Origin of the sequence: Nocardia sp. NPDC059764, from assembly GCF_042732555.1 — a bacterium.
GTDB lineage: Bacteria > Actinomycetota > Actinomycetes > Mycobacteriales > Mycobacteriaceae > Nocardia.
The window spans coordinates 1-17,502 of sequence record NZ_JBHWHH010000006.1 but is presented as its reverse complement, the minus strand read 5'-3'; the positions used below and the strand labels follow the sequence as shown (position 1 = coordinate 17,502).

Genomic DNA, 17,502 nt, shown 5'->3' with positions numbered 1-17,502 from the left:
AGTCAATAGCCGAACGACATGATCGCCGGTAGCGGTATCGAGATCGGCCGGACTCAGCCCGGCGGGCAGCCCTCCGAGCGCTCCGAGGTGAGGCGCAGGCCGCCGGAGAGGGCGTCCGCCATGGTGTGCAGCAGGGGGTTCCGGGTGGCGGTGCGCCAGGCGGCGGCGTAGGTGATGACCAGGGGGCGCGGGTGGAGGGGGCGCCACACCAGGCCGGGGACCGAGGCCGTGCGGGACGAGCCGACCCCGATCGACTGCGGACGCAGGGGCAGCAGTTGCAGCATCTGGGCGTGGCTCATGGCGCTCTCGCTCAACACCACCGACGCGCCCCGCTCACGCAGCTGGGCCAGCACCGAATCGTGGACTTCCGGGGCCGCGTCGCGCGCGAACATGATGAGCTCTTGCTCGCCGATGCACGCCGGTTCCACCGAAACCGCGGCGGCGAGCGGGTTTTCGCGGGACATGACGATGCCGAGCTCTTCGTCGGCGACCGGGGTGCAGGTGAGGTGGTCGGCGAGCCCCACCGGCAGCCGCAACACCGCCAGGTCCACGTCGCCGCGATCGAGCAGCCGCGCCTGTTCCCCGCTGGTCCCCGTGGTCAGCGCGACGCGGACGCCGGGCTGGCGGGCCTTCACCAGCGCCTCGATCCGTCCCGGCAGCCAGGACGGCGCCCCGTTCACCACGCCCAGCCGGAACACCGCGTTGCCCGGCTGCGCCACGGCCCGCGTCTCCCGCACCGCGATCTCGGCCGCCTCCAGCACGTTTCGCGCCGTCTTCAGCAGCACCTCCCCCGCCGCGGTCAACTCGACCCCTTGATTGCCGCGGATCAGCAGCGGGCCGCCCACCTCCCGCTCGATGGCCCGGACCTGCTGACTCAGGGTCGGAGTGGAGATGAACAAACGCTCGGCCGCCCGCCGAAAATGCAGCTCCTCGGCCACCGCCACGAAGTATCGCAACTGCCGCAATTCCACCCTTGAAGGGTAGGCGTCCGCATCCGCCGCGCGGCCACTGGTGAGTGAATTGCCCGGTGGTGCTCGGCAGGTCGTCAGTCCCAGCCGGTGCCGGGCGCGCGTTGGGCGACGGTGGCCCAGCGTTCGGCGATGCGGCGGCCCTGGAAACGCCACAGGACGAAGCCTTGGGAGGTCATCGGCTCACCGGTGGCGCGGTCGGTCCAGCGCCAGATATTGCGGCACATGACCTTGTCGCCCTCGGCGAGCATGTCGACCACGGTGACATGCAGGCCCGGCAGCGACTCGTACATGCCGAGCATCATCTTCTCGTCACCGATCAGGTCGGTCGGTTTCCCGCCCGGACCGTCGTGATCGAGGAAGTCGGGGGTCATATTGCGGTGGATCACCGCGGCGTTGCGCCGATTGACGAACTGCTCGAAATGGTCCGCCACGAACTGCTTCATGGAATCGAGGGAGAGGTCGGTGGGCATCTTCGCCTCCTCTGCACGGCCGGACGACCATTCCATGGTGCCGCCCGAACGCTCACGCCGGTAAGCGATTGGGCGGCAACAGGTCAGAGGTTGGGCAGTGTCAGAGGTTGGCCGGTCGGACGACCATGACGGAGGAGGCGCGTTTGCCGGACTCCTGGAGCAGGGCGATGGCGTGGCCGGCGGGGTCCAGGGCCGCGTAAACGCCTGGGATACCGACCGGTTCGAGCCAGCGGCCGTTGCGGAGGTCGTTCGCCTGGGCGTCGGTGATGTCGCGAACCGGGAAAGCGGCGCGGACCGCGGCGTCGATGTCCAGCTCGAGAACCGGTTCTCCGGCCTCGGCGGCGGCCTCGACCTGGGCCAGCGTGCGGGCGTGATCGAGGGTGAACGGGCCGACCGCGGTGCGGCGCAGGGCCGTGAGATGGCCTCCGACGCCCAGCTTTTCACCGAGGTCGCGGGCCAGGGCACGAATGTAGGTGCCCGAGGAGCAGTCCACGGCGACGTCGAGATCGACGAAAGGTGTGTCGCCGGTGTCGATGTCGCGGCGGGCCAGGATGTCGAAGCGGCTGACGGTGACGGGGCGGGCCACCAGTTCCACGTCCTCACCGGCGCGGGCGCGGGCGTAGGCGCGCTCGCCGTTGACCTTGATGGCGCTGACGGTGGCGGGGACCTGCTGGATGTCGCCGGTCAATTCGGCTACGCGCGCGGCGATCTCGGCGTCGGTGAGGTGTGCGGCCGCCGTGGTCGCGGTGACCTCGCCCTCGGCGTCGTCGGTGATGGTGGACTGACCCAGGCGGATGGTGGCCCTGTACGACTTGGTGGTCAGGATGAGCTGGCCGAGCAGCTTGGTGGCACGCTCCACGCCCAGGACCAGCACGCCGGTGGCCATCGGGTCGAGGGTGCCCGCGTGGCCGACCTTCTTGGTGCGCAACAGCCTTCGGCTCTTGGCGACCACGTCGTGGCTGGTCCAGCCACCCTCCTTGTCGACGATCAGCAGGCCGCCGAACGCATCGACCAAGGGCGGCAACTTCTCCCGCTTGGGACCGGGCCGGCCGCGACGCTTCGCACCGCCGCGGGCCGCCGGCGCCGCGTCGGCGTTCTCCACCGCATCGGATCCCGATGCCACCGCACCGGATTCCGCGGCGTCCGCCGCGCCGACCACCATCGATTCGTCGCCCATCAGGCCGTCACGATCGCGGTCAGGATGAGGCCGTCGCTGACGACCCAGCGGCCGTCGAAGGCGGTCAGCGGGGTGCCGCCGTCGGTGACGGGGCCGGGGATCAGGAGGTCGCTGTGGAAGGTGCCCGCGCCGCCTTCCGCCGACTCCTCGTCCACGGTGAAGGTGATGTGGGCATCCTCGAAACCGAGCCACAGGCCGGTCAGGGGGAACCACGCCTTGTAGGTGGCCTCCTTGGCGCAGAACAGCAGCCGGTCCAGGTGCAGGCCGGTGCCGGGGAGCACGGCGGAGAGCCACTCGCGTTCGGGCGCGAGGCTGACCGAATCCAGGACGCCGTCGGGCAGCTGACCGTGCGGTTCGGCGTCGATGCCGATCGAGCGGAAGCGGAGCTTGTGGCCCAGGGCCGCTGCGCGATAGCCGTCGCAATGGGTGAGGCTGCCGACGATGCCGCGCGGGAACACCGGTTCGCCGGTGCCGCCCTTGCCGATGGCGACGGCGGGCTCACCCAGCTGGGTCAGGGCCTGTCGGGCGCAGTAGCGGGCGCCGATGAAATCACGGCGACGCTTCTCGACCGCGCGGGCGATCAGATGCTCCTCGCCGGGATGCGGTTTCAGATCCTCCGGGTAGGCCGTCAGCTCGGCCGCCGCGACCCCGTTCGGAAGAATTCTGCCGAGTATGCGCGCCGACTCCGTCGCCGCGACTGCCCGCTCCTCGATGACCCGCCTCCTGCTCGCTTCCACCAACTGCCGAATCGAGCCTACCGGGCAGGCCGGTCACCGACCGCTTCGCGCGGACGTCCACGGCCCGGCCCGCCGGGCCGCGACGGATCAGACCAGGCCGCGACGGCGTTCGGCCTGCTCCTTCATCTTCACCGCGGCCGCCTGCATCTCCGGGGTGATCTTGAAGTGGCCGCCCCACTCGTTGAGGGTGTCGCCGTAGTCGGGGACCGGCAGGATCTGGCGCAGCAGCTTGTCCGGCAGGCCGCGGCGCTGCCACTCGCGCGGGTAGCCGAGCGACACCTCCTCGAAGCGGACGCCGTCGTACCAGGTGGTGCGCGGAATGTGGAGGTGGCCGTAGACGGCGCAGACCACGTTGTAGCTGGTGTGCCAGTCCGCGGTCAGGTCGGTGCCGCACCACAGGGAGAACTCCGGGTACCACATCATGTCGACCGGCTTGCGCAGCAACGGGAAGTGGTTGATCAGGACCAGCGGAGTGTCGGCGGGCAGCGCGTCGAGGCGGCGCTGGGTGTACTGGACGCGGGCATGACACCAGGCGTCGCGAGTCAGGTAGGGCTCGGCCGACAGCAGGAACTCGTCGGTCGCCACCACATTGCGGTCCCGGGCGATGGCCAGGCCCTCGGCCTTGGTCTTCGCGCCCTCCGGCAGCCACGAGTAGTCGTAGAGCATGAACAGCGGGGCCAGGGTGACCGCGCCGCCGAACTCCTCCGCGCCCGCGCCCTCCCACACCGGGAACGGGTCCTCGGGGGTGACGACGTCCAGATCGCGGCACAGCGACACCAGGTAGTCGTAGCGGGCCGCCCCGTGCATCTGCACGGGATCCTTTGCGGTGGTCCACAATTCGTGATTACCGGGCACCCAGATGACCTTGGCGAAGCGGCCGCGCAGCGTCTGCAGTGCCCACCGGATGTCCTCGGTCTTCTCGCCGACGTCACCGGCCAGGATCAGCCAGTCCTCGGGGGAATCCGCGTGGATCGCCTCCACCACCGGCTTGTTGCCCTGATGACCGACATGGATGTCGCTCACCGCCATCAACTTCGGAATCACCCGGTTCCGCCTTCCTGTTCACGACCGTCCTGGCAGCAACCATCCCGGCCGCCACCAGATTCCCATGCGCGGGAGAAACCGACGTCACCGCACCCAGCGAAGGCGAGCCGCGGCGCCGAATCCGGCCGCGACGGTGAGGGTTCCGGACGACTCCCGGCGACACGACGCCACCGCCACATGACAGGGGCGCGGGATCTCGGCGGGGATGCGGACGCCGCCCTCGATCTCGTAGCGCATATTGGTGACCTTCCAGCGCTGCGCCTGCGGGTCGTCGGGGTCGACGGGCGGCGCGTCGGCGCGGGCCACGACCATGACCTCGGTGATGCCGGTCGGCCACTGGAAGACCAGCAGGCCATTGCGCTCGGCGAGGCCGCGCACGGTCGGCAGGCCGCTGGGCTCATGGGCGGTGTCGGCGGCAGCCCCGGTGGAGCCAGTGGCCGAATTCTCGGCGGGTCCAGGGGTGTTTCGGCGGGCGGCGGGATCGCCGTGTTGTGCTGTCGACGCGGACGCCGTGGTGGCGGCAGTCCGGTCCGAGCGGGTCATGTCCGAGGCGCGGCCCGAGATCGAGGCGACCACGCCGTACACCGGCACCGGTCCGGCGGGCGCGCCACCGTCCTCCATGGCCACGCCGCGGGTGCGGCCGACCACGCGCCAGGAACCGTCCGCGAGCAGCCGGGTGATGCGGTACTCGGCCTGATCAGTGGTCGACGGGGTCCAGGTGATCACGACCGTGCCGTCCGGTTTGCGGCTGACGGTGACGTGTTCGGGCGCGGCGACGCGGAGTTCGGCCAGGGCCGCGCGGGCCTCGGCGTGGTCGGTGCAGACCTCGAGGACTTCACGCACCGCCTGCATGCGCAGGCCGGGATCGGCGGGGAGGGCCTCGAACAGGCGGCCCGCCTCGATCACGGCGGCCCGCGCACGGCCGATCAGCAGTTCCCGGCTCGCGCCGCGCGGATCGGGATTCGCGACATCGGCGGCTCGCCGATCCAGGAAGTCCAGGTGCTCGGCCAGCGCCTCCACGAATCGTCGCCCCGCGCAGCAGGACACGGCGGCCCGCCAGTGCACGACCGCCTCGGCGAGCACCCGCTCGACGTCCTCCCCCACCGCGCGTACCGAGCGCGCGGCCGCCGCGTCATCGCCGACCAGCCGCCGGGCGTCGGCGATGAAAGCCGCCGCCTCCTTGGGCTTTCCGGCCCGCAGCGAGGCCCGCGCCGCCCGCAACGCGGCCTCCCACGGCCGCCCCGACTGGGTCGTGCCGTCGTAGGGCGTCCGCTGCCAGCGCTCCGGCTCCGGAGCGCCCGGCGAGTTCGCCTCGTCCGCAGTGGGAGTCACCGGAACAGCCGTCGACGTGGCTGAGGTGGATTGCTGCTCCGGAGTGGCGGACTGTTTCCGACTGGCCGCGAGGTGTTCGCGACCCTCGACGGTGGTGCCGAGTTCGTCGGCGAGGGCGACGAGGATGCGTTCGGCATTGGCGCGGTCGAGTCCGCCGGCGATGGCCACGCCCAGCAGGTAGTCGAAATCGGGTGCCACCAGGAGGTCTTCGACGAGCACGGCCGCGCGGACCTGGGGGCGCAACTGGTCGGTGACGGTCTCGGTGATGGTCAGCAGGTAGGCGTCGACCAGCGGGCCGCCGGGCTCGAGCAGATCGCCGATGTGGACGAGGAGCTCGTCGAGGACCACGCGCAGGCGACCGGGCGGGAGCTCGCGGGTGCGGGCGCGCAGTGCCTCGGCGCGCAGGCGGATCTCGTTGCTGCGGTGGGCCGCCGAGAAATCCATGTCGAGCAGCGCCAGCAGGGTGGGCACCGGGTCACCGGCGAGGAGCCGCTCGTATTCGGCCAGCAGCGACCGGATCTGGCGGCGACGCTCGGTACTCAGCGCGGGCGCGGGCGGGGGCGGCGGCGCGGCCGGGGCCTCGTCGATGATGCGGTGGCGGCGGACCCGGGCGGCGACCTCGGCGACCGTCAGCCCGCCCAGGCGGCCGATGTCCTCGAGGCCCGCGATCTTCCCGGCGGGAATGCCGTTGTGCCGCTGGATCAGCCGCTCGATGGCGGCATCGAGCATCTCGTAGCGTTCGGCGTCCCGACGGTCGCGCAACTGCTTGACCCGGTCGGCCTCGATCAGCCGGGAACCGGTGTGCAGCAGCGGCTCGGACAGCTCCTGATGCGCCTCGACCAGCAGCCCGGCCAGCACCCGGAACTTGGGGTGGTCGCGCAGCTTCTGCCACAGCGCCCACACCTGCTCGACGCGCGCGGCGACGTCGGCGTCACTCAGCCGGGACGCGTCGGCGAGCGGAATGTCGTACAGCTCGAAAGCATCCGACTCCGCGAGGCCGCCGCGGCGTTCGACGGCGGCGAGGACGCGTTTGCGATAGTCATTGGGATCGAAGGCGTGCATGGCTTTTCGTCGGACAGCGTATACCGGTCAGGAATTGCGACGGCGGGTGCGCTGCAGCTGATCCAGCTCGCGCTCCACATCCGCCTGCGACAGGGTGGCCCCGGTCTGCACCGACAAGGTCAGCGGCAGATCGGCGTCCACATGGTAGGCCGTCACGTGCAGCACACCGTCGAATCCCATCTCGAAGGTCACCCGGACTTCACTACCCTCCGGATACCCCGGCGGAATATCGCGAATCCTGCCCTCCACCAGCACCTTCGTGTCCTCGGGCCGGGTCGAGGCGGCCTGCCCCTGCTGCTCGACGATGGTCAGCTCGATCTGCTCCTGGTTCGCGCGCACCGTGCCGTAGGAGCGCCGAACCTTGATCGGCAGCGTCTGATTGCGGTGCACCAGCCAGCTCGCCGCCAGCCCGTTGAACGGATCCAGCGCCAGCACACCGAAACCCCGCGACACCACGGTGTCCACCTGGATCTCGATCATGCGGCGCACCAGGCTCACCGGCTGGCCGAAGGATGCGGCCACCCGCACCAGCGAGCCCTCCAGGTCACCGGGATCGGCGTCACCGAGCGGGGCGCCGTCGCGGAGCCGACCGCGGGTCACCAGGTCCGCGGCCACCAGCCGCTCCATCTCCAGCTTCTCGCCGTACAGCGCGGCGCCGCGGGCCACCGACAGGTCCGGGTCGCGCAGTTCGCCGGTGAGCCCGAATTCCTTCCGCAGCTGCTCGGCCACCATCGGCATCCGCGAGGAGCCGCCGACCAGCAGCAGCCGGTCCACCTGCCGCACCCCGCGCTTCTCGGCGGCGGCCAGCACGGCCTTGGTCAGGTCCAGGGTGCGCCGCATGAGCGAGGCGGTCAGCGATTCCAGATCCGAGCGGGTCAGCGGGATCACCGCCCGCGCGCCGTCGTGCGCGATCACCACCTCGGTGGCCTCGGCGGTGGTGAGCTCCTGTTTGGCCTGTTCGGCGGCCAGCACCAGCAGCTGGGAGCCGACCGAATCGTCCAGGGGGTCTTCGGCATCCGGGTTGGCCGTGCAGAACTGCTGCGACAGATACAGCGCCAGCCGCTCGTCCCAGTCCGCGCCGCCGAGCTGATGGTCGCCCTCCACCGCGAGCACCGAGATGCGGCGGTCGGCCAGTTCGATGACGGTGGCGTCGAAGGTGCCACCGCCGAGGTCGTAGACCAGCACGGTCTCGCGCGTGGGTTCCTTGCCGAGTTCGATACCGCCGTCCAGGCGCCCGAAGCCGTAGGACAGCGCGGCCGCGATCGGCTCCGAGAGCACACCTGCCACATCGAATCCGGCATAGGTTCCCGCTTGGATGGTGGCGCGGCGCTCCTCGTCACCGAAGTAGGCGGGCACCGTGATGACCGCGCGCCGCACCGGTTCGCCGCCGGAGAACTCGGCATCGGCGGCAAGGCTTTTCAGGATGAGCGCCGACACCGCGGGCGCGGACCACAGCTGCCCGTGCGCGCCGAACCGCCATTCGGCGTCGCCCATGCGGCGCTTCACCAGGGTGCACACATTGTCGGGGTCGAGCCGGGCCTGTCGGCGCGCGCCCTCGCCGACCACATGGTCGTTCGCGGAGGCGAACAGCACAACGGAGGGAACGGTCGGTTCCCCCTTCAATCCGACCAAGACCTGTGGCCGGCCATCTGCGTCGATTGCCGCAATTGCCGAATTCGTTGTGCCCAGATCGATTCCATAGACCCCCATGGCGGCGATGGTAGCAGTCACCGGCGACAGCTGGGTTTATCGTTCGTGCATGACCGATCCAGCCCCGGCGGCCACGATTCCCCAGGCGCCCCCAGCGACCGCGGAGGAGTCCGCCCCGACTCTCGACCGCATCACCGAACGCATCGACGACCTCGCCCGGGTCATCGCCCGGCAGGCCGCCACCATCGAGCGACTAGCCGACGCCGCCAAACTGAAGATCCGCGACGAGCGCGCCGAGGCCGACGCGCCACTGCTGCGTGATCTGTTCGCCCTGCACGGGCTGGCCCAGACCTTCGTCTCCACCTCGAATTCGGAACCGGACCGGCAGGGCTTCGAGGCCATCAATCGCCGGGTCGAGCGCATGCTGGCCGAGCGCGGCGGCGAGCTGGTGACGCCGTTCCGGGGCACGGCGTTCGATCCGGAGACCATGGAGGCCGCCGAGGTCGTCGGCACCGACGACCGGGACGCGGACAAGACCGTGGAGTCGGTCATCCAGCCGGGCCTGACCATAGGGGATCGCTCGATCCGGCCCGCGAAAGTCGTTGTGCGGCGGTATCGAGGGGCCTGATTCCGGACCAAAACTGACACGTGTTCTAGTAGGCTGCGACGTGCACGGACTGATCGATCGCGGAGGACGCAGATGAGTCAGCACTATCGCAGCATCGATGTCGGCGAACCGATGACGCGGTTCGCCCGGGGGTGGCATTGCCTCGGGCTCGCCGAGAGCTTCCGGGACGGACAGCCACATTCGGTCAATGCCTTCGGCACCAAACTGGTGATCTGGTCCGACAGCAAAGGCGAATTACACGCCCTCGACGGCTACTGCCGGCACATGGGCGCGGACCTCGCCTACGGCAGCGTCAAGGACGACAATATCGCCTGCCCCTTCCACGATTGGCGGTGGCGCGGCGACGGCAAATGCGCCGCCATTCCCTATGCGCGGCGCGTTCCGCCGTTGGCGCGCACCCGGTCCTGGACCACCTGCGAGGAGAACGGCCAGTTCTTCGTATGGAACGACCCGGAAGGCAATCCCCCGCCGCCCGAGGTCGCCATTCCGCACATCGAGGGCATCGAGACCGACCAGTGGAGCGACTGGGACTGGAACTCACTGCTCATCGAGGGCGCGCACTGCCGCGAGATCATCGACAACAACGTCGACATGGCGCACTTCTTCTACATTCACTTCGCGTACCCCGTGTACTTCAAGAATGTGTTCGAAGGGCATGTGGCGACCCAGTTCCTGCACTCCAAGGGCCGGCCGGACATTCACGCCAAGTCCAACTATTCGCAGGAAATGTCGCTGCTGCGTTCGGAGGCCTCCTATTTCGGGCCGTCGTACATGATCAACTACCTGCACAACGACTTCGGCGACAACACCGTCGAGGTGGCGCTCATCAACTGCCACTACCCGGTCACCCACAACTCGTTCATGTTGCAGTGGGGCGTGAGCGTGCAGCGCATCCAGGGGCTGCCGCCGGAGAAATCCGAGAAACTCGCCAAGTCGTTCGGCAAGAGCTTCGGCGTCGGATTCCTCCAGGACGTCGAGATCTGGAAACACAAGACCCGCATCGACAATCCGCTGCTCACCCAGGAAGACGGGCCGGTCTATCAGCATCGCCGCTGGTACGAGCAGTTCTACGTCGACGTCGCCGATATCAAGCCGGAAATGACGGCCCGGTTCGAGTACGAGGTCGACACCACCCACGCCAACGAGAACTGGCAGGCCGAGGTCGCGCAGAACCTCGAGAAGCAGGCCGCGGCCCAGGCGAACGGCTCCAGCGACTAGCGACGCCGCCGGGACGGACTACGCCATCCGTCCTGGCACCTCGGCGCCGACGCGGGCCCAGCGGCCCGACAGCGCCCGCCACGACACCGTGATCAGGCGCAGGACCAGGAAGACGACCAGGCCGGTCCAGATTCCGCCGATGCCCCAATCGAATTCGAGCGACAGCCAGATCATCGGGAGGAACCCGAGCAGCGCCGAGCCGAGGGTGGCGTTGCGCAGGAAGGCGGCGTCGCCCGCGCCCAGCAGGACGCCGTCGAGGGCGAACACCACACCGCCGATCGGGATGATCGCGACGAAGAACCACCAGACCACATTGGTGCGATCCAGCACCGCGGGGTCATCGGTGAACAGGCGCGGGATCAGCGAGTGACCCGCGGCGAAGAACACCGCCAGCACTGTCGCGAACACGGTCGACCAGGCTGTGACCCGCCGGGCCAAACTCTGTGCGCCGCGCGCGTTTCCGGCCCCGAGCGCCGCGCCGACCAGGGTCTGCGCCGCGATGGCCAGCGAATCCAGTGTCAGTGCCAGGAAGTTCCACAGTTGCAGCACCAGCTGATGCGCCGCCACCGACGCCGCCCCGAACCGCGAGGCCACGGCCGCCGCCGACACGAACGACGCCTGGAAGGCGAGGCTGCGCGCGATCAGGTCCCGGCCCAGCACCAACTGCGCCCTCATGATCTCGAGGTGCGGAGCGATCGGCACGTGCGCCCGCCACAAGGCGCGCACGAACAACGCGCCGGACACCGCCTGCCCCGCCAGATTCGCGACCGCCGACCCCTCCAGCTCCATCCGCGGCGCGCCCAGCAGCCCGTGCACCAGCGTCGGGCACAACACGCCCGAAACCACCAGCCCCGCAACCACATACAGCAATGGCCGCCGCGTCTGCTGCACCCCGCGCATCCATCCGTTCCCGGCCATCGACAGCAGGATCAGCGGCACCCCGAACAAGGCGATCCGCACCCATGACTCGGCCGCGTCGGCGATATCGGACCCGCCGGCGATGGCCCGCGTGATCGGCCCCGCGAACACCTGCACCACCAGCACGATCACCAATCCCGCCGCGACCGCGATCCAACTGGCCTGCACACCCTCCACGACCGCCCCGCGCTCATCCCCCGATCCGTGCCGCCGGGCCGCGCGCGCCGTCGTCCCGTAACTCAGGAACGTCAGCTGCGAACTGACCTGCGCCAGAATCAAACCCCCGACCGCCAACCCCGCCAGCGCCAACGCCCCGAGCCGCCCCACCACGGCCATGTCGAACAGCAGGTAGATCGGCTCGGCGACCAGCACACCGAGGGTCGGCACCGCGATCCCGAGAATCCGCCGCGGCCCCGCGGCCGCCGCCTCCGCACCCCGAGCCTCCGCCCGCGCCCGTCTGGCCGCCTCGTCCCCCGCGGACGCCGGGGATCCCGGATCCTCCCCGCCATCCGCCACGATCTCCGCACCGCTCATGGGCCCACCATTCCACACGGGAACCGGCCGAAGCGCCCGCCGAGAGCCGTGAACGGGCAAATATATGCTGCGGAACGCAGGCACCGATCCCAGCCACCGCCCCTGTACCGGCGCCGACGCTCAATCCCGGACCCACCCCACGAATGGCCCACGGCGCCAGAGCGACCGACAGCTCCGCCCAGCCCAGGGCCTCGTCCTCGGCAGTGCTCGCCCGTGCCTTGGCCGTCCGACGCACCCGACGGCAAGGTTAGATGCGCATGTCCGCATTTGAACATGCCACCCTGCCGCGAACCGGTCGATGACAGCGGCACGCGGCCGCCGGGAGGGACCCGAAGCCCGACGTTCGCGGTCGGACCACCGACGCAGCCGCATTCGCCGGGTCCCGACCGTAGGCGGGAGTACCCGCGCACCGAACTCGGGCTCTCCCCCGAACTTGGCCGCGGCCCGCTTCATTCGCGGCGAACACGCCACCACAGCGCCGCAACGGTGACGGCGGCAGCCGCGAACGCCGGGCGGGTGTACGGGGAGCGCGGGCGGGACGGGGTGTCGCCGCGGATGGCGGATGCGAGGTGCGAGGTCGGGTGGACGGGGCGTAGCTCGAAGATGCGGAAGGTGCGGCCGCCGGAGAGGTTGTGCTCCATTTCGTAGCCGGGCCAGAATTCGACGGCGGTGTCCCAGGCGCGTTTTCGTTCGACGCCGGTGATCTGGGTGACGGTGACGGGGAAACGCTGGCCGCCGACGTGGACGGTGGCGGTGGTGGCCGAGCGCAGGTTGGCCGACCAGGACGGGTGGTCGGGGCTGCCCCAGTTGGAGCCGATGAGCACGATGCTGTCGTCGTCGGGAACGTAGAGCAGCGAGGTGGTGCGCGGGAGGCCGGTCTTGCGGCCGATCACGGTCAGTTCGAGGGAGGGCAGGCCCGCGATGTCGAGAACGCCGTTGCGCCCCCGGGTGATTCGCCGGACCGCGCGGTCGGACGCGAGAATCGTGCCGGCCGCGTGCATGACCCAGCGCTGGGTGCCGAGACGGCGGGCGATGCGGGGCAGAACTGTGGACGCCATGGGAATTCCTCACCGGTATAGGGAGTTCCGCGAACGCGGTCGTGCATGCCTTCGCCCACTTCGAGAATGCTGAAACGTCCTTGTCATCAAGCGTATTCGCGCGAAGCCCCCGGACTGTTCCCCCGGCAAGCCGTCGGCGGAGGATGATTGCCGCATCCACTGTAATCACAAAGGCTCAATCGCGTGTGGCGAGCCGGAAATCAGATGAGACCCGTGGCTTCGAGGCCGTCGAAGACCCGTGCGCCGATTCACGACCCGGCCGGACGGTGGCTCAGTCAGTCAAACGGGATTTCAGCGTCTCGATCAGGTCGTCCTGCGACCCGGTCGCGCTGTATCCGGCGGCATAGCGATGGCCGCCGCCGCCCAGCGACACCGCCACCCGCGCCACATCGACGCCGGGGGTGCCGTCGGCATTGGCGTGCGAGCGCAGCGACACCGTCCACCGGTCCGGTTCGGTCCGCGATTCCTTGAACACGGCCGCGACCTGCGCCTCGGCGGCGGTGCGGATGAGGTCGATGACGCTCTCCACCTCCTCGGACCGGACCGCCTCGGTGTCCTCGCGGCGGACCACCGCGTAGACCAGGCCCGCTCCCCCGGCCGCGTCGGGCAGCAACTGCGCCGACCCCAGCACCCGCGACAGCATCGGCAGCCACGCGAAGGGATGAGTGTCCATGAGGGTGCGAGTGATGGCCGCGCCCTCGATACCGGTGGCCAGCAGCCGTTCGGCCAGGGCGTGCGAGCCCGGCCGCACCCATTTGAACGAGCCGGTGTCGGTGACCAGTCCGGCGTACAGGCAGTGCGCGATATTCGCGTCCAGCGGCTCGGACCAGGCGTCCAGGATGCGGGCGATGACACCCGCGGTCGACTCGGCGGACTCGTCGACGATGTTCACCGCGCCGAAGCGGGTGTTGGAGCGGTGATGATCGATCACCAGAGTGGTTGCGGCACCGCCCAATCGGTCCCGCAGCACACCGAGACGATCCGCGCTGCCGCAGTCCACCGTGACCAGCACATCCGTCTCGGCCGGGACCTGATCGGACCCGACCAGCAGCTCGGTGCCGGGCAGCGACCGCATGGACACCGGCAACCGGTCCGGTTCGGCGAAGCAGACGACGACCGGGACCCCGCGCCGCCGCAGGACCTGCGCCAACGCCAGCCCGCTGCCGACGGTATCGGCATCGGGCTGGACATGGCACAGGATGGTCACCGACTTCGCGGCGTCGAGAATCTCGACCGCCGGGGTGACGTCGACGGGGGTCACTGGAGGTCAGGCCTCGTCGTCTTCTTCGTCCTCTTCACTCTTGTACGGGTCCTCGTCACCGGCGTAGGTCGCGCCGACGGCGACCTGCGCGACCCGCGCGTCGCTGGCGCGGGCCTTGGCCAGCAGCTCTTCCATCTCGCGCGCCGCGTCGGGCACGGTGTCGAGCTTGAACGCGAGGGTGGGGGTGAACTTCACCCCGGTGCCCGCGCCCACCTTGGACCGCAGAATGCCGGCGGCGGCCTTCAGACCGGCAGCGGCTTCCGCGTAATCGGGTTCGGCGTCGATGGTTTCACCCATGACGGTGTAGAAAATGGTCGCCTCGCGTAGATCCCCCGTCACCTTGGAATCGGTGACGGTGACGAACCGCAGTCGCGGATCCTTGATCTCGTACTCGATCGCCGTGGCGACGATGGACGAGATGCGCTTCGCGAGTCGGCGTGCTCGGGCCTGGTCAGCCATGAGAGCGCTCCTCACTTCTTCAGTCTTCGGGTCCGAAGATGCGGCGGCGTACCGACAGCAACTCTAACTCCGGACGATTGGCGACGTGCCGTTCACACTTGTCCAGCACCTCGGTCAGGTGGTTCATGCCGTAGCTGACCATTGCCACACCGAGCAATGACCGTCGATAACGGTCATGATCTCCGCCCTCGGTGACACTCACATCGAACCGTTTCAGGTCCGCGAGGATGGGGCGAATGACAGAGCGCTTCTCTTTCAGTGAATGCACATCACCGAGCAAGATATCGAACTCGAGCGCTCCGAAGAACATCTTTTCAGTCATATGAACGCGCCCCGGGGAATGCGCGCACAGTTACCCGGAAAGGTAAGGGGCACAACCCCGCCGGACCCTAAGGCCCGGCGGGATCGCGTACTGCTTCGCCTAGTCGCGCGGCTTCTCCCGCAGCTCGTAGGCCTCGACGATGTCGCCTTCCTTGATGTCGTTGTACCCGACGGTCAGACCACATTCGTAGCCTTCGCGGACCTCGGTCACGTCATCCTTCTCACGACGCAGCGACTGGATGGTGGTCTCGGCGACCACGACGTTGTCGCGGATCAGGCGCGCCTTGGCGTTGCGCTTGACCGAACCCGAGAGCACCCAGCAACCCGCGATGTTGCCGAACTTGGAGGAGCGGAAGATCTGGCGGATCTCCGCCCGGCCCAGCTCGTGCTCCTCGTAGATCGGCTTGAGCAGACCCTTGAGGGCCTTCTCGATCTCGTCGATCGCCTGGTAGATGACCGAGTAGTAGCGGATGTCCACGCCTTCGCGGTTCGCCAGCTCGGTCGCCTTGCCCTCGGCGCGGACGTTGAACCCGATGATGATCGCGTTCGACGCCGACGCCAGGTTGACGTTGGTCTCGGTGACGCCACCGACACCGCGGTCGATGACGCGCAGACGCACCTCGTCGCCGACATCGATACCGAGCAGCGCCTCTTCGAGGGCCTCGACGGTACCGGAGTTGTCGCCCTTGAGGATCAGGTTCAGCTCCGAGGTCTCCTTCAGAGCGGCATCCAGATCTTCCAGGGAGATCCGCTTGCGGCTGCGCGCGGCCAAGGCGTTGCGCTTGCGAGCGTTGCGGCGGTCGGCGATCTGACGCGCGATGCGGTCTTCCTCGACCACGAGCAGGTTGTCGCCCGCACCCGGCACCGAGGTGAAACCGATGACCTGGACGGGCCGCGACGGCAGGGCCGCCTCGACGTCGTCGCCGTGCTCGTCGACCATGCGGCGCACGCGACCGTAGGCGTCGCCCGCCACGATCGAGTCGCCGACCCGCAGGGTGCCGCGCTGGATGAGCACGGTCGCCACGGGACCACGGCCGCGGTCGAGGTGGGCTTCGATGGCCACACCCTGCGCGTCCATGTTCGGGTTGGCGCGCAGATCCAGGGCGGCGTCCGCGGTCAGGACCACGGCCTCGAGCAGCGACTCGATGTTGGTGCCCTGCTTCGCCGAGATGTCCACGAACATGGTCTCGCCACCGTATTCCTCGGCGACCAGACCGTATTCGGTCAGCTGCTGGCGAATCTTCTGCGGGTTCGCGCCTTCCTTGTCGATCTTGTTGACCGCCACCACGATCGGCACGTCCGCGGCCTGCGCGTGGTTGATGGCCTCCACCGTCTGCGGCATGACGCCGTCGTCGGCCGCGACCACGAGGATCGCGATGTCGGTGGCCTTCGCACCACGGGCACGCATGGCGGTGAACGCCTCGTGACCGGGGGTGTCGATGAAGGTGATGGTGCGCTCGTCGCCGTTGACCTCGGCCTCGACCTGGTAGGCACCGATGTGCTGGGTGATACCGCCGGCCTCGCCCTCACGGACGTTGGCCTTACGGATGGTGTCCAGCAGTCGGGTCTTACCGTGGTCGACGTGACCCATGACGGTCACGACCGGCGGACGGACCTGCAGGTCGTCCTCGTCGCCAGCGTCCTCGCCGTAGGTGAGGTCGAAGTTGGCGAGCAGCTCGCGGTCCTCGTCCTCCGGGGAGACCACGTGCACGACGTAGTTCATCTCCGAACCCAGCAGCTCGAGGGTCTCCTCGTTCACCGACTGGGTCGCGGTCACCATCTCACCGAGGTTGAACAGCGCCTGGACCAGCGAGGCCGGGTTGGCGCCGATCTTCTCGGCGAAGTCCGACAGCGACGCGCCACGGGCGAGACGCACGATCTCGCCGTTGCCGCGCGGCAGCCGCACGCCACCGGCGATGGGCGCCTGCTGGTTCTCGTACTCGGCGCGCTTCGCCCGCTTCGACTTACGGCCACGACGCGGAGCTCCACCCGGACGTCCGAACGCACCCGCGGCACCGCCGCGACCGCCACCGGAACCCGGACGGCCACCGCCGCCACCACCGGGACGACCCCGGAAACCACCGGGAGCACCCGTGCCACCACCGGCACCGGCACCGGCACCGGCGCCACCCGCACCGGGAGCGCCGCCACCGCGGTAACCGCCGCCACCGCCACCGGGACGGCCGCCGCCGGCACCCGGACCACCCGGACGCGCCGGACGGCCTGCGCCACCCGGACCGGCCGGACGCTGAGCGCGAGCGGGCATGGCACCCGGGTTCGGCCGCGGGGGCATCGAACCGGGGCTGGGACGCGGACCGCCGGGACGGGGACCGCCCTGACCGGCAGCAGCCGGACGGGGACCACCCTGGCCGGGACCGGGGCGCGGACCGCCCTGGCCGGGACCCGGACGGGGACCGCCCTGACCCGGACCCGGACGCGGGCCGCCTTGCTGCTGACCCGGACGCGGGCCACCCTGGCCCTGACCCGGACGCGGACCACCCTGCTGCTGGCCCGGACGAGGGGCCGGACGCGGCGCGGGACGCTCGGGCGCGGAAGAGAAGGGGTTGTTACCGACACGCGGCGGCTTCGGACCCGGCTTCGGGCCACCCGGACGCGGACCGGACTGCGGGGCGGGGGCGCCGCCCTGCTGCGCCGGACGCGG

Annotated in this window: 15 protein-coding genes; 2 read left to right on the top strand and 13 right to left on the bottom strand. The window is 69.7% G+C overall.

All coding sequences use genetic code 11. The features are described from left to right. Nucleotides 1-53: 53 nt before the first annotated feature. From ACFV4K_RS02100 to ACFV4K_RS02070, 7 genes are all read right to left on the bottom strand, one after another. Nucleotides 54-971 (bottom strand): LysR substrate-binding domain-containing protein, encoded by a 918-nt coding sequence (locus ACFV4K_RS02100; protein ID WP_379271332.1) that lies wholly within the window; start codon nucleotides 969-971, stop codon nucleotides 54-56. 74 nt (nucleotides 972-1,045) lie between these two features. Continuing rightward, nucleotides 1,046-1,441, bottom strand: coding sequence for an ester cyclase (locus ACFV4K_RS02095; protein WP_379271330.1), 396 nt, complete (start codon nucleotides 1,439-1,441; stop codon nucleotides 1,046-1,048). 100 nt (nucleotides 1,442-1,541) lie between these two features. Further along, nucleotides 1,542-2,618, bottom strand: a complete 1,077-nt coding sequence (gene truB / locus ACFV4K_RS02090) for a tRNA pseudouridine(55) synthase TruB (RefSeq protein WP_379271328.1) — start codon at nucleotides 2,616-2,618, stop codon at nucleotides 1,542-1,544. Beyond that, complete coding sequence (npt, locus tag ACFV4K_RS02085; protein ID WP_379271431.1) at nucleotides 2,618-3,292, bottom strand: 4'-phosphopantetheinyl transferase Npt; 675 nt, start codon at nucleotides 3,290-3,292, stop codon at nucleotides 2,618-2,620. The genes truB and npt overlap by 1 nt, the downstream gene beginning before the upstream one ends. Before the next feature lie 150 nt (nucleotides 3,293-3,442). After that, on the bottom strand, nucleotides 3,443-4,399 hold the full coding sequence (locus tag ACFV4K_RS02080) for a metallophosphoesterase family protein (protein WP_379271326.1): 957 nt from the start codon (nucleotides 4,397-4,399) through the stop codon (nucleotides 3,443-3,445). An 84-nt stretch (nucleotides 4,400-4,483) separates the two neighbouring features. Then, nucleotides 4,484-6,793: an Ig-like domain repeat protein gene (locus ACFV4K_RS02075; protein ID WP_379271324.1), complete on the bottom strand. Its 2,310-nt coding sequence runs from the start codon at nucleotides 6,791-6,793 to the stop codon at nucleotides 4,484-4,486. 27 nt (nucleotides 6,794-6,820) lie between these two features. Beyond that, nucleotides 6,821-8,503, bottom strand: a complete 1,683-nt coding sequence (locus tag ACFV4K_RS02070) for an Hsp70 family protein (RefSeq protein WP_379271322.1) — start codon at nucleotides 8,501-8,503, stop codon at nucleotides 6,821-6,823. 49 nt (nucleotides 8,504-8,552) lie between these two features. Between ACFV4K_RS02070 and ACFV4K_RS02065 the strand changes: the two genes are divergently transcribed. Beyond that, nucleotides 8,553-9,071 (top strand): nucleotide exchange factor GrpE, encoded by a 519-nt coding sequence (locus ACFV4K_RS02065; protein WP_379271320.1) that lies wholly within the window; start codon nucleotides 8,553-8,555, stop codon nucleotides 9,069-9,071. A gap of 72 nt (nucleotides 9,072-9,143) precedes the next feature. Further along, nucleotides 9,144-10,289, top strand: coding sequence for a Rieske 2Fe-2S domain-containing protein (locus ACFV4K_RS02060; protein ID WP_379271318.1), 1,146 nt, complete (start codon nucleotides 9,144-9,146; stop codon nucleotides 10,287-10,289). Between the two features lie 18 nt (nucleotides 10,290-10,307). Here ACFV4K_RS02060 and ACFV4K_RS02055 read toward each other — a convergent pair whose 3' ends face one another. From ACFV4K_RS02055 to infB, 6 genes are all read right to left on the bottom strand, one after another. After that, entirely contained in the window at nucleotides 10,308-11,741 is a 1,434-nt protein-coding gene (locus ACFV4K_RS02055; protein ID WP_379271316.1) for an MATE family efflux transporter, read from the bottom strand. Nucleotides 11,742-12,190: 449 nt separating this feature from the next. Continuing rightward, on the bottom strand, nucleotides 12,191-12,799 hold the full coding sequence (locus ACFV4K_RS02050) for a nitroreductase family deazaflavin-dependent oxidoreductase (protein WP_379271314.1): 609 nt from the start codon (nucleotides 12,797-12,799) through the stop codon (nucleotides 12,191-12,193). A 271-nt stretch (nucleotides 12,800-13,070) separates the two neighbouring features. Next, nucleotides 13,071-14,060, bottom strand: coding sequence for a bifunctional oligoribonuclease/PAP phosphatase NrnA (locus ACFV4K_RS02045; RefSeq protein ID WP_379271312.1), 990 nt, complete (start codon nucleotides 14,058-14,060; stop codon nucleotides 13,071-13,073). Nucleotides 14,061-14,066: 6 nt separating this feature from the next. Beyond that, the gene (gene rbfA / locus ACFV4K_RS02040; protein ID WP_357281298.1) at nucleotides 14,067-14,519 is read right to left on the bottom strand and encodes a 30S ribosome-binding factor RbfA; all 453 of its coding nucleotides are present in this window, start codon (nucleotides 14,517-14,519) and stop codon (nucleotides 14,067-14,069) included. Between the two features lie 19 nt (nucleotides 14,520-14,538). After that, nucleotides 14,539-14,829, bottom strand: a complete 291-nt coding sequence (locus tag ACFV4K_RS02035) for a DUF503 domain-containing protein (RefSeq protein ID WP_357093398.1) — start codon at nucleotides 14,827-14,829, stop codon at nucleotides 14,539-14,541. A 111-nt stretch (nucleotides 14,830-14,940) separates the two neighbouring features. After that, a partial coding sequence (infB, locus tag ACFV4K_RS02030; protein ID WP_379271309.1) for a translation initiation factor IF-2 occupies nucleotides 14,941-17,502 on the bottom strand: 2,562 nt, incomplete at its 5' end.